Annotated in this window: 17 protein-coding genes; 12 read left to right on the top strand and 5 right to left on the bottom strand. The window is 41.7% G+C overall.

Features of this window, described 5'->3' with window-relative positions; translation table 11 throughout:
* Window positions 1–574: 574 nt before the first annotated feature.
* The 5 genes from HWQ58_RS14440 to HWQ58_RS14420 all read left to right on the top strand — a co-directional run bounded on the left by HWQ58_RS14440 (window position 575) and on the right by HWQ58_RS14420 (window position 8,342).
* On the top strand, window positions 575–2,707 hold the full coding sequence (locus HWQ58_RS14440; protein ID WP_292863449.1) for an N-acetyltransferase: 2,133 nt from the start codon (window positions 575–577) through the stop codon (window positions 2,705–2,707).
* Window positions 2,707–3,210, top strand: coding sequence for an ASCH domain-containing protein (locus HWQ58_RS14435; protein ID WP_292863446.1), 504 nt, complete (start codon window positions 2,707–2,709; stop codon window positions 3,208–3,210). The genes HWQ58_RS14440 and HWQ58_RS14435 overlap by 1 nt, the downstream gene beginning before the upstream one ends.
* Before the next feature lie 157 nt (window positions 3,211–3,367).
* Window positions 3,368–5,776, top strand: a complete 2,409-nt coding sequence (locus HWQ58_RS14430) for a GH116 family glycosyl hydrolase (protein ID WP_292863443.1) — start codon at window positions 3,368–3,370, stop codon at window positions 5,774–5,776.
* Window positions 5,777–6,602: 826 nt separating this feature from the next.
* Window positions 6,603–6,740 (top strand): hypothetical protein, encoded by a 138-nt coding sequence (locus HWQ58_RS14425; RefSeq protein ID WP_292863440.1) that lies wholly within the window; start codon window positions 6,603–6,605, stop codon window positions 6,738–6,740.
* 1,131 nt (window positions 6,741–7,871) lie between these two features.
* A complete protein-coding gene (locus HWQ58_RS14420; protein WP_292863565.1) occupies window positions 7,872–8,342 on the top strand; it encodes a HetP family heterocyst commitment protein in 471 nt (156 codons plus the stop codon).
* Window positions 8,343–9,218: 876 nt separating this feature from the next.
* On the opposite strand, the gene rpe is transcribed toward HWQ58_RS14420, so the two are convergent.
* Complete coding sequence (gene rpe / locus HWQ58_RS14415; RefSeq protein ID WP_292863437.1) at window positions 9,219–9,926, bottom strand: ribulose-phosphate 3-epimerase; 708 nt, start codon at window positions 9,924–9,926, stop codon at window positions 9,219–9,221.
* 368 nt (window positions 9,927–10,294) lie between these two features.
* Between rpe and HWQ58_RS14410 the strand changes: the two genes are divergently transcribed.
* From HWQ58_RS14410 to ribD, 3 genes are all read left to right on the top strand, one after another.
* Window positions 10,295–11,890 (top strand): S8 family serine peptidase, encoded by a 1,596-nt coding sequence (locus HWQ58_RS14410; protein WP_292863434.1) that lies wholly within the window; start codon window positions 10,295–10,297, stop codon window positions 11,888–11,890.
* Between the two features lie 398 nt (window positions 11,891–12,288).
* The gene (locus tag HWQ58_RS14405; RefSeq protein WP_292863431.1) at window positions 12,289–13,620 is read left to right on the top strand and encodes a serpin family protein; all 1,332 of its coding nucleotides are present in this window, start codon (window positions 12,289–12,291) and stop codon (window positions 13,618–13,620) included.
* Between the two features lie 489 nt (window positions 13,621–14,109).
* Window positions 14,110–15,327, top strand: coding sequence for a bifunctional diaminohydroxyphosphoribosylaminopyrimidine deaminase/5-amino-6-(5-phosphoribosylamino)uracil reductase RibD (gene ribD / locus HWQ58_RS14400; RefSeq protein ID WP_292863428.1), 1,218 nt, complete (start codon window positions 14,110–14,112; stop codon window positions 15,325–15,327).
* A gap of 66 nt (window positions 15,328–15,393) precedes the next feature.
* Here ribD and HWQ58_RS14395 read toward each other — a convergent pair whose 3' ends face one another.
* The 3 genes from HWQ58_RS14395 to HWQ58_RS14385 all read right to left on the bottom strand — a co-directional run bounded on the left by HWQ58_RS14395 (window position 15,394) and on the right by HWQ58_RS14385 (window position 19,168).
* A complete protein-coding gene (locus tag HWQ58_RS14395; protein WP_104908896.1) occupies window positions 15,394–15,606 on the bottom strand; it encodes a hypothetical protein in 213 nt (70 codons plus the stop codon).
* Window positions 15,607–16,253: 647 nt separating this feature from the next.
* Entirely contained in the window at window positions 16,254–18,041 is a 1,788-nt protein-coding gene (locus HWQ58_RS14390; protein WP_292863422.1) for a serine/threonine protein kinase, read from the bottom strand.
* A 167-nt stretch (window positions 18,042–18,208) separates the two neighbouring features.
* Window positions 18,209–19,168, bottom strand: coding sequence for a LysR family transcriptional regulator (locus tag HWQ58_RS14385; RefSeq protein ID WP_292863419.1), 960 nt, complete (start codon window positions 19,166–19,168; stop codon window positions 18,209–18,211).
* A 130-nt stretch (window positions 19,169–19,298) separates the two neighbouring features.
* Here HWQ58_RS14385 and HWQ58_RS14380 point away from each other — a divergent pair, with 130 nt between their 5' ends.
* The 3 genes from HWQ58_RS14380 to HWQ58_RS14370 are packed head-to-tail and all read left to right on the top strand — an operon-like array spanning window position 19,299 to window position 22,404.
* Entirely contained in the window at window positions 19,299–19,943 is a 645-nt protein-coding gene (locus HWQ58_RS14380) for a DsbA family oxidoreductase (RefSeq protein ID WP_292863416.1), read from the top strand.
* Window positions 19,944–19,978: 35 nt separating this feature from the next.
* The gene (locus HWQ58_RS14375) at window positions 19,979–21,253 is read left to right on the top strand and encodes an FAD-dependent oxidoreductase (RefSeq protein ID WP_292863413.1); all 1,275 of its coding nucleotides are present in this window, start codon (window positions 19,979–19,981) and stop codon (window positions 21,251–21,253) included.
* Window positions 21,250–22,404, top strand: coding sequence for an FAD binding domain-containing protein (locus HWQ58_RS14370; protein WP_292863410.1), 1,155 nt, complete (start codon window positions 21,250–21,252; stop codon window positions 22,402–22,404). The genes HWQ58_RS14375 and HWQ58_RS14370 overlap by 4 nt, the downstream gene beginning before the upstream one ends.
* A 436-nt stretch (window positions 22,405–22,840) precedes the next feature.
* Here HWQ58_RS14370 and HWQ58_RS14365 read toward each other — a convergent pair whose 3' ends face one another.
* Entirely contained in the window at window positions 22,841–23,893 is a 1,053-nt protein-coding gene (locus HWQ58_RS14365) for a hypothetical protein (RefSeq protein ID WP_292863407.1), read from the bottom strand.
* A gap of 476 nt (window positions 23,894–24,369) precedes the next feature.
* On the opposite strand from HWQ58_RS14365, the gene HWQ58_RS14360 reads away from it, so the two are divergent.
* On the top strand, window positions 24,370–26,298 hold the full coding sequence (locus HWQ58_RS14360) for an alpha-amylase family glycosyl hydrolase (RefSeq protein WP_292863404.1): 1,929 nt from the start codon (window positions 24,370–24,372) through the stop codon (window positions 26,296–26,298).
* Window positions 26,299–26,554: the final 256 nt, after the last annotated feature.

The raw sequence follows: 26,554 nt of genomic DNA, 5'->3' as shown, positions 1-26,554 counted from the left end.
GGTTGAGCAATATACGGTAGAAGCACAATATTAAAGTCTTAGTGACTGGGATAAGCTCTATACCTTGTAGTTCAGTAGTAATTACGGGAGCTATGTCTAAGGGCGGGCTACGGCTGACCCTTGGATCTCGAACTTCCAAGTTCTGAGTATGAAGTTTTGAGTTCAAAGAGTAAGTGTTTGCTTTTTATTCACCATGATTCACACTTGAATCTTGGATATTGCTGTTCTGAGCTTAAAGTACCGAGTTCTCAAGGTAAGCGATCCCGCTTCACTTACCATAATTAAGGAAGTTATACCCTCGCCATTTGTAGAATCAAAACAATAACTGTTACAATATTTTGGAGTTTTGTAAGTAAAAACACTGTACTAGATGAGTTTACAAACAGTATTTTTGAAAAGCAAGTATAACAAATAACTTGAAAGTTTGATGTAGTAATGCCACTTCTACTTTGCTAAGTATACTGATAACTAAAACTTTATCTGGCAAACTTTCAATCAACTTGACTTTTCAAAAATCAAATAGGATTACTATAAAAAAATTAAGCACATCCTGAGATTTAGAAAGGTTACTTACATGGTAAAAGTGGAGTCGTTAAAGTTTAGCATTCAAGAAATTAGCCCAGATTCCGAGTATCTGGAAACTATAATGCGTTTAGGAGATGCCAATTCAAAAACTCTTGGATCATTACCGTATGGAGCTTTCCGTAGACTTGCTGGCGAAGGTTTTGTTCTCGGCTGTATAGCTTCAGAAGTAGGTTGTGTTGGGTATCTCCTTTACGGAATTAGTCGTCGTTGTTCTAGAGTAAAACTCACACATCTTTGTGTAGCTCAAGAGTGGCGAGGTAAAGGAATTACAAAGTTACTTATCCAAGATTTAAGGAAAAGAACTCAGCATCTATACGGTATTCTTGCATCCTGTCGTCGAGACTATCACCTAGATAGAATGTGGGCCTATCTTGGCTTTGTTCCTCTCCATGAAAGGCCAGGAAAAAGTAAGTATGGCAGCATTCTCACTGAATGGTGGTTTGATTATGGTCATTCTGATTTATTAACTACTCTTGCTTACCAAAAAACTGAATCTAGAATTTGTGTGGCAATAGATGCAAATATTTTCTTTGATTTAGTAGATGATGAGAATTTTGATGAAGAAGGCAAAGAATCTAAAGTTTTAATTGCCGATTGGTTAAAACCAGAACTGGAATTATGCCTTACTAATGAAATTAATAATGAAATAAGTAGGAATGAAGATAGTAAAAAGCGGAAAAAATTACGTGAAGTAACCAGTAAATTTACTTTTCTTCCTTGCAGTCAAGAGGAATTTGATCAAGCCTGTAAGGCTATACGTAGATTTTTTCCAGAAGATATGAAAGATAGCGATCATTCAGACCTTCGGCAAATTGCAAGAGTTATTAGTTCCAGTCTAAAAACTTCTTTTTTCGTAACACGTGATAAACGATTACTAGGAATTGAAACAGACATATATAAAGAATTTAACTTATTAATTATTCATCCTATTGATTTAATTATTAGGCTAGATGAACTCCGTAGAGAAACCGAATATCAGCCTGAACGTTTAGTTGGAACTGATATAGAAGAAAAGCGTATACACAGTGGAGATATAGATTCTATAATTGACTTATTCTTAGACAATCCTCAAGGTGAGAAAAAATCTGATTTTAGAAAAAAAATTCGCCAATTACTTTCAAATACAGAACAATTTAAATGCTTTACAGTTGGTCGTCAACAAGAAAAACCAATAGCTTTAATAGTTTACGATAGATCAGAAAATGGCGAGTTAAAAATTCCTGTTTTTCGCTTCAGAGATAGTAAGCTTACGCCTACTGTGTTACGTCGCTGTATCTTCAAGTGTTTTTCTACCGCTGCTAGTGAAGAAAGACAATTTACTAGAATAAGTGAAACATACTTGGAAGATATAACTATTGCTGCGCTTCAGGAAGATAGTTTTATAAAAACTGAAAAGGGATGGTTAAGGGCTAACTTAGCTATAATGCAGAATGCAGCAGATATTTCTTCATATATTTTTAATATATGTCAAGAATCAGGTAAAGGCTATGAAAAATATTTTCCATTTGTAGAAATTTTAGCAAATCAAGAATTACTCAGTAAAACAGAGCTTATGGCAGATATTGAGCGGATACTTTACCCTGCTAAAATTGCTGATGCTGAAATTCCCACCTTCATTATTCCCATTCAATCATGGTTTGCTAAAGATTTGTTTGATAAAGAATTGGCGAGTGAAGTTTTATGGGGATCTAAAGAAGAAATAGCTCTTAAACGCGAAGTAGTTTACTACTGTGCAAAACGTGCAATGCAAGCCCCAGGTAGAATTTTATGGTATGTAAGTAAATCTGGTACTGGAAAAAATAGTTCTTATACTCTAAAAGCTATTCGAGCTTGTTCACGACTTGACGAAATTGTAATTGGGAAACCTAAAGAGTTATATAGACGTTTCAGAAGACTTGGAGTATTTAATTTCAAAGATATTTTACAAATAGCTGACAATGATCTAAATAAAGATATTATGGCTGTCAAGTTTAGTGATACGGAGTTATTTAAAAGCCCAATAATTTTAGAAGATATTAAAAAGATGTTAGGACGCAATATTTCAGTACAATCATCTTCCAAAATAACGACAGAAAACTTTAAAATATTATATAATATAGGAACTTCAAATACTATAGAATAATGAGTTTAATGTCTCCAAATATACTTCTTTTATCTATCCACCACAAGTATGCAAGAATGATATTTGGTGGTGATAAGCAAGTCGAGTTTCGTCGTGTCAGACCTCGCTATTTAAATGAAGGTGATCTGATCCTCGTTTATGCGACATCCCCTGAACAGGCATTAGTTGGAGTGCTTGAAGTGGAAAAAGTTGTCGAAATGCCGCCGAAAAAACTTTGGGAAATTGTTAAAGATAAGGCTGGAATTAGCTATGAATGCTTTCAAAAATACTACGAAAACTCTCAAACAGGTTTTGCTATTTTCTTTAAAAAACCATTCAGTTTTGATTCACCAATTAAGCTTGAACAGTTAAGAGAAGAATGGTCAGATTTTCGACCGCCACAATGTTATCATTACTTAAAAGACAAAGAAATAAATCTTGTTCAATCTATAGCAAAATGTGATATTTTGAGCAGATCAGAAAAACTTAAAGTTTATCAAACTGAATTATTACCTCAAAGCTAAATACTTAAATATAATATTAATATTTTAATCACTAATTTGATTTGATGTTATATATATCTTCTTCTTCCTGGGCTGCTAGTTACAAACAAACGACTTGAGAAAAATCTCACATCGCGCTAGTCTTCATTGACGTAACTGCACGCTGTAACATTAGGCGATGACAAATCAACTCTCTCCAGTAATTCCCTCTTGCACTTGGAGCCGTCCTATCGGCTTAGGCTGGGACAAACCTTATACCGTTCGCTATGCAAGTAATATTGATGATGGCCCTTGGCATGGTATGCCTTTAGGCGGCTTTGGTGCAGGTTGCATCGGTCGTTCTTCACGGGGAGACTTTAACCTGTGGCACATCGACGGCGGTGAACATACCTTTAAAAATGTTCCCGCTTGTCAATTCAGTGTGTTTGAATCCAATAGTACATCTTCCCAAGCCTATGCTTTGTCTACCCAAGCGCCCGATGATGGCACTCTCAAGGCTTGGCAATGGTATCCGACACCTCCCGACACAGAGGGGACGGGCAATTATCACGCGCTATATCCACGTAGCTGGTTTGTGTATGAAAATGTATTTCAAGCACAGTTGACTTGTGAGCAATTTTCCCCAGTGTGGGCAGGCAATTACCAAGAAACTAGCTACCCTGTGGCGATATTTCTCTGGAATGCTTATAACCCCACAGATGCACCGATTACTCTGGGCATTATGCTCACTTGGCAAAATATGGTGGGCTGGTTTACAAACGCTCTTAAATCTCCCGAAGTGCGAGTGCGCGATGATGGTAGTCCGGTTTACGAATACCAACCACGCTGGGGCGAAAGTCAAGGAAACTATAACCAGATAGTTGAAAATACACAAGAGTTTGGCTGTGTTTTAGGTTGGGTTAGTAGCGATCAACCTTTGCAAGAGGGTGACGGAACTTGGTGTATTGCGACGCTGAAACATCCCCAAGTGGAAGTATTTCACCACAGCCGCTGGAATCCTGAAGGTACAGGTGATGAGGTGTGGCAAAGCTTCGCCCAAGATGGCTCTTTGCCTAATTATGTTGATACTACTCCAGCAACAGAGAATACACAAATCGGGGCTGCGATCGCACTTCGTTTCACTCTCCAACCAGGCGAAACTCTGGAAATTCCCTTTGTCCTCGCTTGGGATTTCCCGATCACAGAATTTACTGCTGGAGTCAACTATTATCGCAGATATACAGACTTTTTTGATAAAAGTGGAAATAATGCTTGGGCGATCGCATCTACTGCCTTACAAGAATACCAAACCTGGCGATCGCAAATTCAAAGTTGGCAAAAACCCATTCTCGACCGGGAAGATTTACCCAACTGGTTTAAAATGGCTCTATTTAATGAGCTTTATGACCTCACCAGCGGCGGTACTCTCTGGAGTGCAGCATCAGAACTTGACCCCATCGGTCAGTTTGCGGTGCTAGAGTGCTTAGATTACCGTTGGTATGAAAGTCTAGATGTGCGGTTGTATGGCTCTTTTGCCCTGCTGATGCTATTTCCAGAATTAGAAAAGTCGGTAATTCGGGCATTTGCACGGGCGATTCCTCAAGGTGATGATACTCCCCGAATCATTGGCTATTACATGACAATTAAGGCAGAAAGCCCAATTGCAGTTCGCAAAGTTGCAGGTGCAACACCCCATGATTTAGGCGCACCGAACGAACACGTCTGGGAGAAAACCAACTACACCAGCTATCAAGACTGTAATTTATGGAAAGATTTAGGTAGTGATTTTGTCTTGCAAGTATACCGTGATTTTTTACTCACGGGTGCTGACGATGTGGAATTCCTAGCAGATTGTTGGAATGCGATCGTTCAAACCCTCGACTACCTGAAAACTTTTGACCTCGACGGCGATGGGATTCCTGAAAATTCTGGCGCACCCGATCAAACCTTTGATGATTGGCGATTACAGGGTGTCAGCGCCTATTGTGGGGGGTTGTGGTTGGCAGCGTTAGAAGCTGCGATCGCCATCAGCGATATTTTATTAACTTACCAGACAAGTAACACAACAGAGTTGGCAGCGCAAAAATCCACTTATGAAACTTGGTTACAACAATCTCTTCCTATTTACCAAGAAAAACTCTGGAATGGAGAATATTACCGACTTGATAGTAAAAGTGGTTCCGATGTGGTGATGGCAGATCAATTGTGCGGACAATTCTACGCCCGTCTGCTGGATTTACCTGATATTGTACCAAGCGATCGCGCCCTTTCTGCCCTGAAAACTGTTTATGACGCTTGCTTTTTGAAATTCTGCAATGGTGAGTTTGGTGCTGCTAATGGTGTTCGTCGTGATGGTTCACCAGAAAACCCCAAAGCTACTCATCCCTTAGAAGTTTGGACAGGGATAAACTTTGGGCTGGCGGCTTTTCTCGTGCAGATGGGAATGAAGGATGAAGCGTTGAGGTTGACGCAAGCTGTAGTGCAGCAAATTTATGAAAATGGTCTGCAATTTCGCACGCCGGAAGCTATCACGGCAACTGGTACTTTTCGCGCTAGCACTTACCTGCGGCCAATGGCGATTTGGGGAATTTACTTAGTTATTAATTGATTGACTATCAAAGCGGTTCTCGTTTTGATGCAACACACCCAGATGTCATGGGTGTCAACTTAAGCTGAAATTTTCTGACTGTATGAGTTTTGCCCTCACCCTCAGCCCCTCGCTCATATTGGGAAAGAGGGGAGCAAATTCTCTAGTTCCCCTTCTCCCAATATGGGAGAAGGGGTTAGGGGATGAGGGCATAAGAATCTTTTCTCTTACCTAACTTCTACCTTAAGTTGACACCCATGACAGATGTGCGCCCCTACGAACGGTCATATTCCACGTTACCAAATTTAACCTGTCTTCATCTGAAAAAGCAAAGTTTAGATTTGCGATTTTATAAGAAGAATTCAGAACTCAGGAGTCAGAATTCAGCATGAATTCTGTACGAGTGGGTGATAGCGTAGCGGTAGCGAGTCTGCGATAGCGGAGCGTTAGCGAGTATTCGAGCGTCGCGTCTGAATATTGGTTAAAACCGTACTTCGTCCCGCTGCGCTAACGCCCGAAGTTAAGCGAAACTAAAATAAATATTTTTCGTAATCAAAACTCTATCCCGCAAGTGGCGTAGAGTTTTCACCAATTCTGAATTCTGTCTTCTGACTCTTGTTTATTTTCCGAGTGTTTCCGGAAGCAAAGGAAAATTTCAGTAATGGTAAGAGTTGAAGCATTGAGAATTTAAGACTAACGTTTCAAAAAATGCAAATATTACTAGCTTTAGCTATCAATATTGCTGATAGTTCCTAGACTACGTTCACAATCAAAAGCTAGATTATGACGTGCCTATTCCTTTACTCAACAGCAAAGTTCATCAGATTGTGGCGGTGTGTGTTTGGCAATGATTAGCCAATACTACGACATACGCTTAAACCTCTACAGTTTGCGTAACTTAGCATTAGCAAACCCTACAGGTGCATTTCTCCAGCCTTTAGCAGAAGTAGCTCAAATTTGCAGGATATTGAAGCGCTATTATTGAGGACGAGTCTTAGTAAGGTGGAATCATATTATAACCCGTGGATAGCTCATTGTCAAGAAATTAATCGTGTAGTTGTCTGGAGAGATAAAGGCGATCGCATATTGATTTTTGATCTTGTACAACCATTTAGCCCAATTACTACTACATTTGTAATCTCAATTTTATAAATTTGTTAGATATTCATACATATAGAAATTTCTGCTGAATTAACTTAATAATATTCTGTATTAATTAGCTTTATATCTATTTTTAAATTCTCTAATATTATTGAACAGACTTAGCCTGCTATATTTCTTTTAGTAAAATTATCCATTTGCGGAGCTTTTTCTGGACTCAGCTAAGGCTCGTTATAACTATCTATATTATCACTAACCAGTAATTTTATTTTTCAACTGATCTATTTTATGATTACTGCCTGATTGTTATAAAGTATTTGCGATCGGTTGACAGGGATTATATTTAGATACGCTAAAGCTGTAGTTTTTGCAAACCAATAAAGACAAGTCTAATAAGTATTGTTGTCTAATCGAACTTATTGAAAAATAGGTTCAATCCTATGGCTGTGAACGGTTTTAATCTTTATTACCTAATATTTTTGCAAGTTGTTTTACATTTTATTTAATGGTATTGTTTTCTAGTTACTCGACAATAATAAAGGTTTTAAAATGATATCGGGTGAGGGGTAACACCCCTCAACAATTAGCAAAGGAGGACAAAACTAAAAGCTGCACAATACACAAGTAAGTATCGGAATATATTCAGTAAATTTGACCTACAAATATACTAGATTAGTAGATGACATTAACGACAAAAAATAGTATAAATACGACTAGTGTTGTTAACGCTCAAAGATAAATATATTTTCTCTTGTAGTCTCAAAAAATATGTAAACTTCCCGGAAATTGCCTAATTCAACAGTAGTAAGAAATATAAGCGTGTGAACCAAGAAAATTTATTTACTTATGGATTTTTATCCCTTGTAAACATCAAACACCGCTCCAGTGCTGATAATTTGCCACAAGCAATTCAAGATTTGCAAAAAGGCTAGTGCAGTCTGTACACCTCAATTGAAACATCAACAATCGCAGAGAAGAAAATAGTTTACTTCACCCAAAATAACTAAACACTATGATGAATCAAGACATTACTGGTATTAGTAGTAACTTAGATAAGACAGTGAAAGCTCAACAATTTGACAAAGTAGTTGAAGCAATTCTTGCTGGAAAGTATTCCTGGGCATGTGTTTTAATGCTGCGATTTGGTGGTTATAATCCTCTCCATTACATTCCATATCGTACCTACAATCGATTGCTCAAAGAGAACTCTCAAGCAGATAGGACAAAACAACAGCAAAGTGAAAATCTAAAAATGCTGCAACATGCTCATGATTCTCAGTCTGATAATAATGTGTCATCAAGCTGCTTAAGCAAAATTAAAGACGTAGCTTATCTAGAAGTAGTTAGAAAGCAAAAAGCAGAAATTCGTGCTGGTAGTTTAGACCAGAGATTGACACAGCAAATTAACGAGCATCAATCAAATAAATCGCCATTACAACCAGAAAATGTTCAAGACATTTCTTTGAAATCCTGTGGAGTCAATTAAAAAGTATTTGGAATCAATAGATTCTGCTCTAAAGTTGATTGATTATCTGAAAGCCTGTTATGCTAATTTGAAATTTATAGCATGACAGGTTTTCTATAGCAGTCATTAATTTGATAGTATTTTGCAAAAATCTGCCAAAATGGCAAATATATACTAATGATATTGGTAAACTAATAACAACTACAATTTCAACTAAAATAGAGGTGATTTGGCAAGCAAGTTAATTTAAAAAATAAAATCAACGATTAGTTCTGACTATGAAATAAATCAAACTGATTACAAAAGTAGTCAGCATTTCATGGAGTAAATAACTCCTAGACCAAGACCAATAATCCAACCGTTGCTACTGGTGGTTCTTTTTCTGAGGAAGTCTGAGCAAAGAGAATTTGGGGAGGTGGATTCCCCCAATCCAAATTTTACACAGCTTTCACTGACTGCAGACGGTGCGAGTAATGCTGATAAAACTTTCTATCCTGTGGTTGGTGTTGCTTTAGTTAAATATTGCAAACGCTTAACATCAATTCTAGGAACGGAAATAGAAAAGTTACGGTGAAATTGTTGTCCTTGGCTGGTAGAACTAGTAGCTCATACGCTTCTCTTTCGACTATTGTAATCCTAGTCCTCCCAACCTGGATTATCTTTAGTTTCTAAACTTTCAATTTATATAGCAATTACTGGAAGTTCAAAACTTGAATAGCTTCCAGTTTTTTATCTGTATATAAAAATAAATAAGGTAGGCAAATTGCCCACCTTATTTTTTGTGGAGAATAGACATCTGGTGAAATTAATCTAAAACCCTTGTAGAGACGTAGCGGTGCTACGTCTCTACATTCTTTTTCACTTCCATGTTTAATGATTGGTTAATTCAAAAACGAATTAAACCTTGGCTAATTCTGGAGTAGGACTCTTGCTGTTGCGAATTGCTGTAATAGCCTCAGCATAATCTTTAGCGTTAAACACAGCTGAACCGGCGACGATCGCATTGGCTCCCGCTTCCAAAACTTGCCAGGTATTATTTGCCTTCAGTCCCCCATCTACTTCAATCCACGGGTCAAGACCACGTTCATCACACATTTGGCGCAGCTTGCGGATTTTGGGTAACACACCAGGGATAAAGCTTTGACCACCAAAACCAGGGTTGACGCTCATAATTAGTACTAAATCGCACAAATCTAAAACGTATTCAATTAGTTCTAGAGGGCTACCAGGATTAAGTACAACTCCAGCTTTTTTACCAAGCTCTTTAATTTGCCCCAAGGTGCGGTGCAGATGTGGAGAAGCATTATGTTCGCAGTGTACGGTAATATGATCGGCACCCGCCTTAGCAAAATCCTCTACATACTTTTCTGGCTCCACAATCATCAGATGGACATCCAGTGGCTTGGTTGTAATCGGACGAATCGCCTCCACAATCAGAGGGCCTATCGTAATATTAGGTACAAAACGACCATCCATTACATCAACATGAATCCAATCTGCTCCAGCCGCGTCTATGGCGCGAATTTCGTCACCCAGACGACTAAAATCGGCTGATAGGATAGATGGAGCAATTACAATGGGCTTTTGAGATAGGTTTTGGGTCATGGCTAGTGGATTTTTAAGCGTCCTCGTCTGTACGCATTGTAACAAAACATTGAGCAAGACTCATAATTTTGATCCCGGTTTTTTGGGGACTGGGGAAGGTGGGGCCCCCTCTGGGGATAAGGGGTAATGGGGATTGGAGACTGGGTAATGGGGATTAGGGACAAGGAGAATAATTTATGCCCAATGCCTAATGCCCTTCAGAAATTCTGAGTGTTAAGTGCTGAGTGGGAAATCTCACTTCTTCACTTCTTTACTCAGAACGGGCTAAACGCCCCGCTACCGCTAACGGAACTGCTTTTCCCAAAATGCCCAATACCCAATAACCAATGACTAATGACTAATGACTAATGACTAATGACTAATAACTAATGACTAAAAAATTAACCTGGATATTTTGGGGATTAACTGCTTCTTGTCTGAGTGCGCCGGTAATTGCTTCAGCTTTAGAATCTGGACTAGGAACTAATGGCATTGATGCTCTGAAGCTACACAAACCTCCTTATAATTTAATCGGTCGTAAGATTGCTATTGGGCAAGTGGAAATTGGTCGGCCAGGAATGTTTGGGTGGGATAAGGCGGTGTCTAAAAATCGTGCTATATCTGTAGCTGCGGTTTTCTTACGCAATGGTCCAGCTAAGTCTAATACTGGTGTTGACCCCCACGCCTACAATGTCGCTGGTGTGATGGTGAGTCAAGACAAAGCTCTGCCAGGAGTTGCTCCAGGAGCGCGATTGTATTCATCAGCGGTGGGTTCGACTAAAAATATGGGTCAGCCAGAAGAGTGCTTGTCGGCACAGCACATAGCGCTCCAAAATGGTGGCGATGTCCGTGCGATTAACTTTAGCTTTGGGGAACCTCTGAGCCGCGATCCTCGACCGGAAGCTACTTTAGACGGCAATGCTTTACTAACTTTATGTGTTGACTGGTCTAGTCGCGCTCATGATGTTTTGTATGCGATCGCTGGCAACCAGGGGAAAGGCGGTATTCCTATTCCCACAGACAATTTTAACGGAATAAACGTGGCTTTTTCATCCCGCCGAGGGGGAGTTTTTAACAAAGTAGACGTGGCTAATCTGGCGGGTGTTAACCAAGGTGTGAATGGAAGACTCGCTGGAAGGGAATTTGATCTTGATGGGCGTCGCGCTATCAGTTTAGTTGCTCCGGGGAATAATATTCTTTTGCTCAATCCAGACGGCAAATTGAACAAGGTTACAGGTACAAGTTTTGCAGCACCTCAAGTTACAGCTACTGTTGCTCTGTTACAAGAACTTGCTAACCGACAAATGCGGACAAAACAACCCCACTGGAGCGTCGATTCTCGGCGTCATCAAGTGATGAAAGCTGTGTTGCTGAATTCAGCAGACAAACTTCTAGATAGCGGCGATGGCTTAAAGTTGGGAATGACTCGGACGCTAATTGATAAGCAAAATCAAAACTGGCTAGATTCTGATGCTTACAAAGATCCAAAAATTCCCTTGGATGCCCAAATGGGAGCGGGTCATTTGAATGCATTTCGTGCTTATCAACAATTTAGTGCTGGTCAATGGCAGGCATCAGCTGCGGTGTCGGCTATCGGTTGGGATTATCGCACAGTTGATGTTGGAGCATCTATTGACTATATATTAGCAAAACCGTTAAAGCAGGGAAGTTTTGTTGCTGTCACCCTGAGTTGGGATCGATTGGTAGAACTCAACGATAAAAATAAAAACCAGCAATATGACGTAGGCGAAAATTTTCGCGATCGCGGTTTGAATAATCTTGACCTGTACTTAGTAAAAGCTGATGCTCCTCATTCTGATGCTGGTGCTGTTTGCTCCTCAATCAGCCAAATTGATAGTGTAGAACACATTTTCTGCCCCGTTAGTGCTACTGGCAATTACAAAATCCGTGTCCAGTTTCGTCAAAAGCTGAATGAAGCGACTCAACCCTACAGTTTAGCTTGGTGGACTGTACCTATTAATTGAAATAGATTAGCACAAATATCTGTGTAAAATTACAGCGTTTTTCTCGTTCCCATATCGAGCAGGGGAACGAGATTTCGTGCCTCTAAAAAACGTTATTCGATTTATAAAAACCTCACAGAAGTGATTATTTTATGATTACGTAGCTTACAATACGTTTATACGTAAAGAGAAAAATTCTTAAAAATCAAAATTTTTTATAACTCGTCTGTATAGCCTTCTCAATAAGGAATTAGCAACTCCACAAGTTGTGTTTAATTCCTCTAAGCTACTAATTTGCTGTTACGAAAACTGTAACAGTCCCATTTTTGCATTGGAGTAAATGCAATAGTTAGTCATTGACACAGTATCTGCGTCAACTCTAAGAACAATCGGGAATCTTTGGCAAGTGAGGTAGCAGAATGAATCGCCATAAATTGAGTGATGCGAAAGAAAATTTCCTGCAAAGACGTTACGGTGTTAGCCTGGGCAGACGTTATGCGCTGGCTGCTGCAAGTGTTGTTCTATTCAGTGTATTAGGGTGTTCTCAAGTAGATAGTAATAAAAGTGCCCTTGCCCAATCTAGTTTACCTCAGCCAGAAACTCCATTGCAAAAAAAAACAGCCAAAACTGATACAAAAATCGTTGAGTCTAGCAATAAATTTGGCTTCAAACTATTTTCAGAAGTTCTGAAAAACGATCGGGGTGAGACAAATATTTTTATCTCACCTTCAAGTGTTGCGATCGCTCTTGCTATGACTTACAACGGCGCTAGCGGCTCGACTCAACAAGCAATGGCAAAAACCCTGGAATTACAGGGGATGGATCTACCAGAAATCAACTCTTCTTACGCGGCGGTATTAAAACAGCTTTTAGATAATTCAGATACGAAAGTGCAATTGAAAATTGCTAACTCACTTTGGGCCAATCAAGATGTTAGCTTTGCGCCAGACTTTATCAATAGAACCCAGGACTTCTATCAAGCCAAAGTCAGCAATTTAAACTTTAAAGATGCCGCTGCATCTAGTATTATCAATAACTGGGTCAAAGAAAATACTAACGGCAAAATCACTAAAATAGTTGAAAAAATTGAACCAGATCAGGTGTTATTCCTGATTAATGCCATATATTTTAAAGGTAATTGGAGTAAAGAGTTTGACAAAAAGCAAACTGCTCCATACCCTTTTTACATCACATCTAGCAGGCAAAAACAACACCCAATGATGTCACAGGAGGGTGATTATAGATACTATGAAAGCGAAAAATTTCAGGCAGTTAGTTTACCTTATGGTAAAGATGGTAAGATAAGTTTTTATATATTTCTACCCAAAAATAATTCTAACCTCAAAGCGTTTTCTCAAAACTTGAATGTTGAGAATTGGGAAAAATGGATGACTCAGTTCAATAACCAAAAAGGATTTATTCGCCTACCCCGCTTCAAAACAGATTACGATATTACACTCAATGATGCTTTAAAAACTTTAGGCATGGGGGAGGCTTTCAGCAACAAAGCCAATTTTTCTGGCATGGGTAAAAATTTTGCTATTAGCCAAGTTAAGCATAAAACTTTTGTTGAAGTAAATGAAGAAGGCACTGAAGCGGCAGCCGCTACTTCAGTGGGAATAGTAACAACATCTTTGAGACAAGAACCAGAACCATTCCGAATGATTGTTGATCGTCCCTTTTTCTGTGCCATTAGAGATAATCAGACGGGAAACATTTTGTTTATGGGTTCAATCATCGAGCCACAATGAGGATATAGTGGGACTTAGACAAAAAGTAGCTAGAAAAAAGCCTCAAATGTATATACAGAGAGATTTGGACATCTATTTGCCTGGTTTGTTGATATATTTGGGTTGCAAGCATTTTTGATTTGGTGTATTTTCCTGCTGTGTATGGGTTTGAGGCTTGTTTTTGCTTCAAAAATGTTTAAGTCCCGCTAGGTGGTAAGCACATTCAAGGCAAGCTCATGAGTAAAGTCGTAAATCTACTGTTCCAGGAATTGTGTAGAATAATTCCTCTGACCTGATGCTATTAACCCTTCATCCAAATGAAGGGTTTTGAAATGTCTCAAACTTTCAGTTACCCTGAACTGTAAGTGTGAATATTACAGACTCATGTAAGTTGAGACAGCCAATAATAGCGCCTAGATATTACTGTTTAATTATCAGGAGCAAAGCGCGATTCTTTTGTGGAGAGGCTGCGCAATCGCGTGCAGAATATTTACAGTATTGCCTAAAATTATGGATAATTCCCCAGTGGTCGCTCAAGCAGATGCATCTTTACCAAATTACACTCAGGAAAATACACGAATAGTGGAGTCAGCAGCTGGCTCGAATTCACCACCGAAGCAAAAGGTAGGAAGTGACTTTGACTCTCGCATGATGCTGCGGTGTTTGGAACTGGCTCGCCGTGCTTTAGGGCGGACTTCGCCAAATCCGTTAGTGGGAGCAGTGATTGTCAAGGATGGCGAGATTGTTGGTGAAGGATTTCATCCTCGCGCAGGTGAGCCTCATGCAGAAGTGTTTGCTTTAAAAGCAGCAGGCGATCGCTCTCGTGGTGCAACAATCTATGTCAGCCTCGAACCTTGCAACCACTACGGGCGCACTCCGCCTTGTTCGGAAGGATTGATCGAAGCAGGGGTGGCAAAAGTAGTAGTGGGTATGGTTGACCCCAATCCACTGGTGGCTGGAGGTGGTATCGCCCGTTTACGGGCGGCGGGGATCGAAGTGTTGGTAGGAGTAGAAGAGTCAGCCTGTCATCAGTTAAACGAAGCTTTTGTGCATCGCATTCTCTACAAGCGACCTTTGGGAATTTTAAAATATGCCATGACTTTAGATGGCAAAATTGCTACTACCTCTGGTCATAGCGCTTGGGTGACAAGTCAAGAAGCCCGCAGTGAAGTACATCTAGTGCGAGCGGCTTGTGATGCCATAATTGTCGGCGGTAATACAGTCCGACAAGATAATCCTTACTTAACCAGCCATCAGGTGGGGGTACATAATCCCCTGCGGGTGGTGATGAGTCGCCATCTCAACTTACCCGCAAGTGCCCATCTGTGGCAAACTGCGGATGCTCCAACTTTGGTATTGACACAGAAGGGTGCTAACCCCGATTTTCAAGAACTGTTGCTCAAACAGGGTGTGGAGGTGGTGGAATTAGCATCACTTATACCGGATGAGGCAATGGCGTACTTATATGAACGAGGTTTTTGTAGCGTGCTGTGGGAGTGTGGTGGTACCTTAGCTGCTAGTGCGATCGCTCAAGGAGCAGTGCAAAAAGTTTTGGCATTTATTGCCCCAAAAATCATTGGTGGTAGTATTGCTCCCACACCAGTGGGCGATTTAGGTTTTACTACCATGACTGAGGCGTTGTCTTTAGAACGCGTTCGTTGGCGTGTAGTCGGCTCTGACTGCTTAGTGGAAGGTTATTTTTCCCCAAAAGCTAATAGTCAACAGTAATAACACTTGACGATCAATCTATTTATCTTGATTTTGCGTTAGCGTAGCCCGCCGTAGGCATCGCGATCACTGGCGTTCATGGGCAATATCACGTATAAGGGCTAGTCGAGATTGAATGTAGTGGCTAAGAAAATCAGTTTCGTTAGAATCTAACAACACTTGCGTTTCGGTTTGTTTTACTAACCACTGCACCAAGCTAGCATCATCCAGTTGTAAAAGGAGCTTGGCTTGCGCGGTTTCAACCACTGACCAAAGCTGACGCATAATTGTAGGAGTCATCAGACCTCAATTGAATAATTTAGCTTTGCTGTCTTCAGATTACACAATTCCAATCGCACTTTACGACATGAATGTAGAAGCTGAGACAAGTATTATTAAAAACTTAATAATGGTATTTATAACTTTATGAAGATTAAGAATTTAAAACTTAGTTTGAAAATGGATATTGGGCATTGGACATGGGAAGGATAGATTTTCGTGTGTTAAGTTGCAAAAACTAGAAAACAAATAAGTAGGACGGCGTAAAAATTTGTCGTTGGGATAAGGCAGTTCTTGCTGGAGGTAGAAGGCAGGGGGAAAAGGGGTTTTAGCCTAGTTTATCTTTATTCACATAGTTTGGTTTTATTGTGCCAACTTACTTACACTAATTCTAAAAACTGGGTTTTTGTATTTTACAATACCGAAATTGTGTTGATTATAGCCCAAGTAAAGCCCGTTTTTTATGGACTATATTGAATACTGAATTGTCTTATAAAATACAAAATCCTGCGAAAGCCATTTTATTGTCAAACAACACACTCAAATTTATCCTGTTTTACTAATCCAAAATTACTTATTCTGCTTTTGAGCCACAATCTTTGATGCAATTAAGGCCGATAGTAGCTAGATTTAAAATCTAACTTTTGAGAACAATGTTTCTCAGAACATTAACATTGTTTGGCTGTAGATGGATTCACAAAATCATGTAAATCTACATCCCAAATACTGATGTAAATAAAATCACATTTTTGACGAATAATTTGACCTTTGACTGAGCCATTCGTAAAACTAAAATTATCAGATTGGCGCTGTTGTACCTGTTTGAGTCCCTGCTTAATCTCTTCAGTGGTTTGCCCTTTTAACATTCCATTTAAGGTAGTCTCCATTACCTGTGGGTCTACTGATTGGGCAAAAGATACCTCAGTTTGGCGTAGCACTTTAGAATTACGATCAAATAAGTAGCCAAGGTCAATTTTGTTGGGCACTAATTTGTAAACGACAGCACGAGTCTTACCCCATGCACCTCTTAAATCTTGATTTGGTTTACCGAGGGTCGCTTCTACGTCACTTCTTGATGTACCTGTAGGAAATGCGGGAACGCTTTGGCTAGTGGTAGCTAATTTACTAGGCGGCCGATCGCTATTTTGTGGTCTGGAACGAACTTGTGGTTTGGGAACTGGGCTCGCCTCATTCTTTGGTTCTGGCTGTGGTGTGGATACTGCTATCGGTGCTGGAGTATCTGAAGTGACAGGCTCTTTTTCTGGCCGTGGTATGGATACAACTGGGGGATTAGAGATTGGTCGCTGTGGTGAGCTAGGAATAACTGGAACTGGAGAGGTTTGGGAGGAAACAGGTGGTTCGGTAGATGCAGAAGTCGGAAAAGATTCTGGAGATGGCGTGGGACTTGTGCCAATCGTTGTTTCTGGTTGTTGCTGACGAATGATGCTAGGAATTGCTACTGCACCAATCAAACCACCGATGAGCAAACTACCAACAATCACAGCAGATTTTTGCCAGCTTCCAGAAGTGGAAGACCCTGGAATCGCAGAATTTTTTTGCGGGGAATATAATGGCTGGGTTTGTCGAGTCGAGGTAGCAGTGGGAGAAAAAATGATTGTAGAAGTATTTGTAGCTGATTGCAAGGCATATAGCATTTTACTGGCAGTGCTGTAGCGATCGCCAGCATGAGGCCTAATTGCCTGATTGAGTACCGCCGCCAATTGGGAAGAGATGTTAGGGGCGTGCTGCTGCCAAAGTATTTCCCCAGTTTTCAGATCGGTTAGTAATCCTTGTGGGTGTTTACCAGTCAGCAGATAAATCGCCGTTAAACCCAAGCTATAGATATCAGTGGCATAAACTGGGCGGCCAACGGCTTGTTCGCTAGGCATATATCCAGGCGTACCAATGACAAGCGATCGCGTGGGGTATCCTGGAGAATTCACCACTGAACGGATTGTTTCTTTGACTGCACCAAAATCAATCAAAACTGGATTGCCATCAGCAGAACGCAGAATAATGTTATCTGGCTTGATATCCCGGTGAATAATGCCTTTACTGTGAACATAATCTAAAACTGAAAGCAGACTCAAGAGAATTTGCCGAACAGCAGTTTCATCCTCAAATCCTTTGGCTTCGACAATTTTTGTTAGGGTTTGGCCGTGAATCCATTCTTGGACGAGGTAAAACTGCCCGTTTTCAGAAAAGTAAGCGTAGAGTTTGGGAATTTGGTGACTACTTTCACCCAAATACTCTAAGGTTGCTGCTTCCCGTTCAAACCGTTGTTGGATAAGTTGGTAGGTTTGCGGGTCATTATTGGTTATCGGTTTTAGTTGCTTAATTACACAGCGACGGCGAGAAGGCATGTGGACATCTTCTGCTAGAAAGGTTTCTCCAAACCCACCAGCGCCGATTACCTGGATAACTTGATAGCGATTGTTCAGCAGGGTTATTGTCATGAAAAATTACAAGTGTATACACCCAGTGCGGAGCCGGAGACTTCCTCTCTTCTCCAGGCTTGTCGTCAGACATCGCCCTTTCCAAATGTACATCAGATGAGTTGATGAGTTATGGACACTGAATTTAGAACGGGTGTAGCTAATGGGGGAATACAAGGATGCTCAAGTCAACTGTCTGAGTGGAAAGTGCTACAAGCCAAACTTTCTGTCTCCCAGTAGGGCGGATTGCCAAATTGCTGAATCAGGAAATCCATAAACACTTGAACGCGTCGCGAGTGCTTACGATTGGGTAAATACAACGCATAAACGCCTGTATCTCGATCAGTTTGTGGAGAGATTTGAAAATCAGACAACACTGCCTGCAATCGTCCAGCTTTAATATCTTCACCGATCAACCAGGTTGGCATCAAGACCAAACCACTGCCATCTAAACAAACTTGACGCAGCACCTCCGAATGGTTTGCCACTAGAGATCCACTCACTTTCACTTCACACACTTCTGTCTCACGCTGGAAGCGCCAGATTTGATGATTTGTGGAATAAGCAAACAGCAAACAATTGTGCTGAGTTAAGTCGTTTGGATGACTCGGTTTACCCTGTTGCTTAAAATAGGCTGGGCTACCGCAGACTAGGCGATGGTAGGTCGCGAGTTTACGAAGCATTAGATTGGCATTGGAGCGATCAAGGTTGCCGATGCGGATGACCATATCTAGATCGGCTTCTGCTAGGTTTGCCAGTCCATCGCTCAGTTGGAGGTCGAGTTTCACTTCTGGGTACTGAATCAGAAAATCGCTCAGAATCGGAGCAATGTGCAACCGCCCAAATGTCACAGGCAGACTGATTCGCAAAGTGCCGTGCGGAATATCACCCTGTTCTCTAACACAAATATTGGCTTCTTCTACATCTTGCAGAATTTGCACGGCTTTGTCGTAGTACTTCTGCCCCTGTAGTGTGAGCGTGATGCTGCGCGTGGAGCGGTTAAGTAACTGAGTGTTCAGCATTGCTTCCAGGGAATTGATTTGGCGCGTCACCGAGGAGACGGCTAACTCTAACTGCCGTGCAGTTTCCGAAAAGCCACCAGTTTCTACGACTTTGACAAACGATCGCATCGCTGCCAGTTGATCCATCGCATTTCCTTCAACTACTTATTGCAAAAAACGCAAAAGTGTTTAGCGTATTTAGTAGATTAACATTCTTTTCAATTGAGATTAAAGTGAAACTATCAACAGTTGCAGAACAGTCCCAAAGGAGGCAACGATGACGCTGACGATCGCAATTACTTCTGATTTCATTTGTCCTTGGTGTTTAGTTGCAGAAACACGGTTGAATCAAGCGATCGCCCAACTAAATTCTGCTGTTGAGATTGAATACCTCTGGTTTCCCTTTGAGCTAAATCCGCAAATGCCAGCAGCCGGAATGGATCGCAAAGCCTATCGCACTGGCAAATTTGGCAGTTGGGAATACTCACAAGGGTTGGATGCAAAAACGGTGCAAGCAACACAAGCTGATGGTATTAACTTCCGCTACGACCTGATGAGCGTCACACCCAACACCCTGAAAGCACATCGATTGACCTGGTTTGCAGGCAATCAGGGCAAAGCGACTGAGATGACTGTCCGCATTCTCAATGCCTATTTCACAGAAGGTCGAAACATTGGTAATGTTGAAACTCTAGCAACTTTGGCAGCAGAGATCGGGATTGATGCTGCTCAAGTAAAGGCGTTTCTGGAATCAGAAGCAGGAATTCAAGAAGTCAAAGACTTAGAACAACAGGCGATCGCCCAAGGAATTCATGGTGTTCCGGCCATTCGCATTGGTCGAGAAATCATATCTGGAGCACAATCAGTTGAAGTCTTTCTGGCAGCATTGCAACAAGCAGTGAATGAATTAGCAAAGGCTTAATCACGCCCACAACTCAAATCGATAGTGACAAAACAATGACAAATGAAACAACTGCACAATCTGCTGCAAAAGTTCGGCTCTATGGTTTACCGAATTCAGCAGAAGCCTATGAAATTCGAGACTTCCTGAATCGCAGTGTGGTCGAATTTGATTGGATTGAACTTACAAATGATCAAGACTGCGATCGCGAACTAGGGTTTTCAGCCCTAAGCGATCTCCGCTTGCCAATGGTTGAGTTTCCAGATGGCACGCAACTTTTCTCGCCTTCGATTCGAGAAATTGCTCAACGACTGGGTTGGGTGACACAGCCAAAATTCCGTAAATACGATTTGTCAATTTATGGAGCAGGCCCGGCGGGCTTGAGTGCGGCAGTATATGCTGCATCCGAAGGGCTACGCACGGTTTTGATTGAGCGTCACGCGGTGGGTGGACAAGCGGGTACGAGTTCACTGATTGAGAACTACATGGGTTTTCCCAAAGGAATTCGCGGGGCAGATTTAGCTGAACGAGCGCGGCAGCAAGCTGTTAAGTTTGGGATTGAACTGTTGCTGTTGCGCGAAGGCATCAAAGCTGAGTTTAAAGACAATCACATTTATGTTGATTTAGCAGACGGCAGCAAAATGATTGCCCGTACCAACATTTGTGCTACAGGTGTGGAGTATCGACGGCTGAATGTTCCAGATGAAGACCGATTTCTCAATCTGGGCGTATTTTACGGGGCTGGCGCAAGTGAAGCGCCAATGTGTCGTAATGAGCATGTGTTTGTAGTGGGCGGTGGTAACTCGGCAGGTCAGGCAGCACTACACTTCTCGCGTTATGCCAAACAGGTGACAATGTTGATTCGCGGCAGCAATCTAGCAGCAACGCTATCACAGTATTTAATTCATCGAATTACCAGCACTCCTAACATCGAAGTCCTCTTCAACGCTCAAGTTACAGGATTAGATGGGGACACAATTCTGCGAGCAATCACGATCGCAGATGGGCAGGCTGGAACTGTGCAACGGGTCGATACTCAGCGATTGTTTGTGTGTATCGGCGGTGTTCCGAACACGGACTGGGCAAAGGATACTCCGATTATTCGAGATGATGCAGGCTATCTGATCACTGGATCAGAGTTGCTCAAAGCAGGTCATCCGCCAGCAGGCTGGACTTGCGATCGCGACCCGTTCTTCTTAGAAACCAGTGTTCCTGGCTCGTTTGCGGCAGGAGATGTGCGCCACGGCTCAGTCAAGCGTGTCGCTTCTGCTGTGGGAGAAGGGGCGATGGCAGTTACGTTTGTGCATCAATATCTGGAGGAAAACAGATGAACGCTACTGATCGTCGTGCCATTGTGATCGGTGGATCACTGGCGGGATTATTTACGGGAACCCTGCTGCGATCAATTGGTTGGCAAGTCGATATTTATGAGCGATCGGCTCATACGCTCGACAGTCGCGGCGGCGGCATTGTGCTCCAGGTTGATGTGATTGAAGCGTTTCAACGCGCAGGCATTCTCCAGGATAACCTGGGTGTCGTGGCACAGGAGCGCTATTACTTGAAGCAGAATGGCAGCATTCAACGAATGCCGATGCGTCAAACCTTGACCTCCTGGAACTTGCTCTACGCTTCAATGCGGCGGCAGTTTCCAGATGAGCATTACCATCAAGGGAAATCCTTGAGCGAGATTGAGCAAAACGGCAATCAGGTGACAGCCATCTTTGAGGATGGTACTCGTGAGACGGGCGATTTATTGGTAGGAGCCGATGGGCCGAATTCGACCATCCGCCAATTGCTGCTGCCTAGCTACACACCCCAGTATGCAGGCTATGTCGGTTATCGCGGCTTAGTCGATGAATGGGAGCTAGACCCAGAAACGGCTGCCATTTTTACCGAGCGCTTTGTGTTCTATCAGTTTCCCAATTCACACATCTTGCAATACGTCATTCCAGGCGAGAATGAATCGCTTGTGCCGGGAGAACGTCGCTTTAATTGGGTGTGGTATGTCAATTACGATCAAACAACTGAATTGCCGCACATTCTGACTGATAAGTACGGCAAGCGTCGAGATTTCTCGATTCCACCCGGTCTGATCGCGCCATCTGTAGAACAAGAGATGCGAGCGTATGCGAATCGAGTCTTAGTTACTCCGTTTCAAAAGCTAGTGGCAGCAACAAAAGAACCGTTTGTACAAGCTATTCTGGATCTGGGTGTGCCCAAAATGACTTTTGATCGCATTGCCTTGGTGGGAGATGCAGCGTTCATCCCCCGCCCGCACACCGCAGCAAGTACCTCAAAAGCGGCAGCAAACGCGATCGCGCTCGTCGATGCCCTGATGGATCATCAGGATGTCTCGGAAGCACTCTCCGCTTGGGAAGGCGATCAGCTGGCACTGGGAATGCGGCTATGGAAACACGGTCAAGCATTGGGAGAGCAATCCCAGTTTATCTATGGCAGAGAGCGCTGGGAGGGAGAGGAATGAGAATACGCTTGGGTTAAGGAAATTTATTCGTTGAGCAGGGGATAGCAGGGAGAGCAGGGGGAGCAGGGGGAGAGAAAAAAGGCTTATCCCAAGCGTATTGAGAGCAATGAAGTCATTAATGAGCCGGAATCGGTTTGAGACATTTAGCGATGGCGTGTTTGCATATTGCACTGCATCTGTAATTCGTAGCGAATTAAATTTTGCAAGACTCTGTAATCCTAATGCGTTGGTTTGCATTGTTAATGCATCGGTTTGCATTGTTAATACGTCGGCTTGCATTGTTAATGCATCGGTTTACATTGTTAATACGTCGGCTTGCATTGTTAATACGTCGGTTTACATTGTTAATACGTCGGCTTGCATTGTTAATGCATCGGTTTGCATTGTTAATACATTGGTTTGCATTAAAAACGCTACGTTTTTAGGCAAAGCTGTACTAAGTGAACTCTATAGTCTCAACAAACTCTAAAATACTCTCCTTGATGTCTTCGGCTTCTTCTTCAAGGGAATCGGGAGTTTCGCCGTCAATAAAGCTGTGCTGACTACTAACTATATATAAAAATTCACCACTGATAAAGGTGAGCAACCCCCGGTATGCATCTAATCTGATTGCAGTTCCATTATTTTCCTGCTTAGAAATTGTGGAACCTTTGGGCATATCGATTAACACGTAGTAAGCGCCTCGCAAAGTATCTTTTAGATATTCGGTATACTCCACAGAAGCATCTGGTACATTGGCAAAAATCGCTTGGGGTACATACTTGTCTACTAAAATTGTTTGTAAATATTCTTCTTGTCCAACAGATTCCAGTTCCTCTAACTGTTCTAGGGGGAAAGGATAATAATCGATTCTCAACAAAGTACCGATGTCATCAGAAAAGCCAACTACTCCTTCTTGACTTTGAATTCTACCGCCCTGCTGCGGATCGACCGGAATCGGTACGGTAAAATTACCTAATGGGGATTGATATGCTTGTTCACTAAAATCTTCGATGACCACTGTTTCATCATCATCGTCGTCTGTATATTCTTCATCTTCTGCTTCTTTAAAGGCTGCGATTACCTCCTTGATGATTTCCTCTGCTTCTTCATCCTCAAGTTCTAAAGCTGCTTGTAGCTTTTTCAGGTAGATTTGTTTCGGTTTGGGAATGGCGAGTTCATCGTCTAAAAGCACTATTACCCCAGCAGCAAAACCATCTAGCACTAATTCATCTGAGAGAGATACTTTGGCGGCATTAAACAGGGGCCCAATTCCCTCTTCTTCTGCAATGGAGATCAGTCTATCAACGATTTCTGCAATTTCATCTTCTGAGTATTCCTCAAAAACCTCGAATTCCCAGAGGATACCCGCTAAACTTTCTGCATCTACCTCTTCAATAAATGAATCAGCGATCGCAGTCACAGTTGCGATCGCCGCCACCGCTTCCTCTGGACTTAGTGATTCCTCTGATGTCTTTGGTGAGTTAAAAACCTTGTCATATTTGGTCATAATTGCTACCTAAATTAATTCCTTGATAGTAATAACAGATTGAAAGTGACAATGGTCAGTTTACCAATGGAGCGAATCTTCTAGAGAAAAAGTTAGCTTATACGTGGTTGACTCAGTATTTTCAGGTAACAAAACTTTATTGACAAATCATCTCCAAGGAGTTGAGGTGTTCTCAAATTTATTATCTAATATACACTTAAACATGAGCTAAACTCAGTATTTACCGCAAGTCAACTTAATTAAATATTGTAAATTTTTGTGAGCGAGCAATTATCGTTAATAACTGCTATGTTCTTTTATTTTTATCCTATAGCAAATGAATTATATCTATCGATAGAATTATAAACTAGCTAGCGATAGATACCTACACCATAGGCAGGATGTCACAATACCGAAGTTTGTAGTAACACACAATACTCGAAACGTTGTACTGTTGGTTCTGCAAGTGTGAATTAGATGAAATTTTGAGTTTTTTTATGGTACAAACCCCACCATCCCAGTTTTCACCAGATCAATATAAAGTAGATCCTGCAAAGGAAAACGTAGAAGCTCTTATACAAGAACCGCAGCTAGATATTGAGATTGCTCTAGAGTTCCTTTACACCAGAGATATTGAATTTCGTCAGGAAACAATTTATTTTCTCGTAGTCGATCGCTTTTATGATGGCGATCCAGATAACAGCGAAGGTGCAAACTCAGAACTGTACGATTCAACTAGACAGGATTGGGGTAAGTACTGGGGTGGCGACTTGCAAGGCGTCATCGATAAATTAGATTATCTCAAAAATATGGGAGTTACCGCTCTTTGGCTAACTCCACTGTTCGAGCAGGTTGAAGAGTTATTTGTTGGCAATGCAGCAATACATGGCTATTGGACAAAAGACTTTAAACGGCTCAATCCTCGATACATTGCTGAGGGAGAGAACCCTTCTTTAAACGCCACTCAAGAAGAAAAAAATACAACCTTTGATCGGTTAATTACAGAACTGCACAAGCGCAATATGAAGCTAGTGCTAGATATTGTCTGCAACCATAGTACACCTGATACTAGCGGTAGTAAAGGTGAATTGTATGATGATGGTGTCAAAATTGCTGACTTCAATGATGACGCTAATAATTGGTATCACCACTATGGCGAAGTGCAAAATTGGGAAGACGATTGGCAAGTACAGAACTGTGAACTATCTGGTCTAGCAACCTTCAATGAAAATAATACTGAATATCGTCAGTATATCAAGTCAGCAATTAAACAATGGCTAGACCGGGGTGTGGATGCACTGCGGGTGGATACTGTCAAGCACATGCCGATTTGGTTTTGGCAAGAATTCACTGGCGAGATGACGAATCACAAACCAGATGTATTTATTTTTGGTGAATGGATTTACAGTAATCCAACTGACGATCTCTCAGTGGAATTTGTTAACCACTCAGGCATGACACTTCTAGACTTTGGGTTGTGTGTGGCAATTCGAGCTGCACTAGGGCAAGGTTCAGAAAACGGATTCCAAACAATTCAATACATTTTTGACCAGGATTATCGCTACAACGGGGCAACAGAGCTAGTTACCTTCATCGATAACCATGATATGTGCCGCTTCCAATCGCTGAACCCCGATCCAGCGATGCTGAAGGTTGCGATCGTTTTAATTATGACCTGTCGCGGCATTCCTTGCATATATTACGGCACAGAACAGTATCTGCATAACGACACCGATGGCGGTAACGACCCATATAACCGCCCAATGATGGAAAGTTGGGATACAGAGAGTGAGATTTATCGTTGCATCAGGCTGCTGTCTGGCTTACGACGACTGAATCCAGCCGTATCAATGGGTAGCCACTGGCAAAAATACTTAACACCGGATGTTTACTGCTATGTACGCCGCTATCGTGACTCCCTGTGTTTTGTCGCTTTAAACCGGGGAGGAGAAGTTACTTTACCAGAAGTAGAAACAGAATTGCCCGATGGCGAACATACCTGCGTGGTGACTCGCAACAAGTATGAGGTAAAAGATGGCAAGATTTATGACTTAGTACTAGAAGAAAGGGGAGCAATTGTTTTCAGCCACGTTGGCGAACGGATAAAAGCACAAACAATTGTCCGCGTCCAACTCAATGGCGTGGAGACCAAACCTGGGGAAATCGTTGTGGTGACAGGAGATTGCCCAGAGTTAGGTAACTGGGATATTGGCAAAGCCTATCCCCTAGAGTACATCAACACCAATACTTGGTTTGCTGAGATTCCCTTTGATGAAAGTGCTGGTCAGCTGATTGCTTATAAATATGCCATGTGGCGGGAAGGGCGATCGCCTCTGCGCGAAAATCTCGTAAATCGCCGCTGGGTGATTGCGAAAGAAGGTACTGTCAAATGGCGTGATACCTGGGCATCGGGAAGAGAATCTTAGAAATATAGAATAAGGTAGAGTGAAGGATTCAAATTTTGATTCTTCACTCTTCATTATTTTTGAATTTCCAGTAACAAAAAATACATAAATAAGCGTATCGAACCGCAGTGTGCGCCATAGTGTAGTAGACAATTTTGCGTAAAAGCGTAGCGTTTTTAATGCAGGGGGATGCAATGGCATTGTAGGGCACGCATTAACATTGTATCGGGATGCATTGGCATTGCAGAGGGACGCATTAACATTGTATCGGGATGCA

Source organism: Nostoc sp. LPT (genome assembly GCF_017115165.1).
Lineage (GTDB): Bacteria > Cyanobacteriota > Cyanobacteriia > Cyanobacteriales > Nostocaceae > Nostoc.
Note: the sequence above shows the minus strand (reverse complement) of the source record. Positions and strands in the feature narration are given on the sequence as shown.

Bases quoted from the DNA above. Each gene is read 5' to 3' on its own strand.
- HWQ58_RS14365 (WP_292863407.1), bottom strand. From the start codon at position 23,893: ATGACCAAATATGACAAGGTTTTTAACTCACCAAAGACATCAGAGGAA.
- ribD (WP_292863428.1), top strand. From the start codon at position 14,110: ATGGATAATTCCCCAGTGGTCGCTCAAGCAGATGCATCTTTACCAAAT.
- HWQ58_RS14370 (WP_292863410.1), top strand. From the start codon at position 21,250: ATGAACGCTACTGATCGTCGTGCCATTGTGATCGGTGGATCACTGGCG.
- HWQ58_RS14435 (WP_292863446.1), top strand. From the start codon at position 2,707: ATGAGTTTAATGTCTCCAAATATACTTCTTTTATCTATCCACCACAAG.
- HWQ58_RS14385 (WP_292863419.1), bottom strand. From the start codon at position 19,168: ATGGATCAACTGGCAGCGATGCGATCGTTTGTCAAAGTCGTAGAAACT.
- HWQ58_RS14430 (WP_292863443.1), top strand. From the start codon at position 3,368: ATGACAAATCAACTCTCTCCAGTAATTCCCTCTTGCACTTGGAGCCGT.
- HWQ58_RS14405 (WP_292863431.1), top strand. From the start codon at position 12,289: ATGAATCGCCATAAATTGAGTGATGCGAAAGAAAATTTCCTGCAAAGA.
- HWQ58_RS14420 (WP_292863565.1), top strand. From the start codon at position 7,872: ATGAATCAAGACATTACTGGTATTAGTAGTAACTTAGATAAGACAGTG.
- HWQ58_RS14375 (WP_292863413.1), top strand. From the start codon at position 19,979: ATGACAAATGAAACAACTGCACAATCTGCTGCAAAAGTTCGGCTCTAT.
- HWQ58_RS14395 (WP_104908896.1), bottom strand. From the start codon at position 15,606: ATGACTCCTACAATTATGCGTCAGCTTTGGTCAGTGGTTGAAACCGCG.
- HWQ58_RS14410 (WP_292863434.1), top strand. From the start codon at position 10,295: ATGACTAAAAAATTAACCTGGATATTTTGGGGATTAACTGCTTCTTGT.
- HWQ58_RS14425 (WP_292863440.1), top strand. From the start codon at position 6,603: ATGATTAGCCAATACTACGACATACGCTTAAACCTCTACAGTTTGCGT.
- HWQ58_RS14380 (WP_292863416.1), top strand. From the start codon at position 19,299: ATGACGCTGACGATCGCAATTACTTCTGATTTCATTTGTCCTTGGTGT.
- HWQ58_RS14360 (WP_292863404.1), top strand. From the start codon at position 24,370: ATGGTACAAACCCCACCATCCCAGTTTTCACCAGATCAATATAAAGTA.
- rpe (WP_292863437.1), bottom strand. From the start codon at position 9,926: ATGACCCAAAACCTATCTCAAAAGCCCATTGTAATTGCTCCATCTATC.
- HWQ58_RS14390 (WP_292863422.1), bottom strand. From the start codon at position 18,041: ATGACAATAACCCTGCTGAACAATCGCTATCAAGTTATCCAGGTAATC.
- HWQ58_RS14440 (WP_292863449.1), top strand. From the start codon at position 575: ATGGTAAAAGTGGAGTCGTTAAAGTTTAGCATTCAAGAAATTAGCCCA.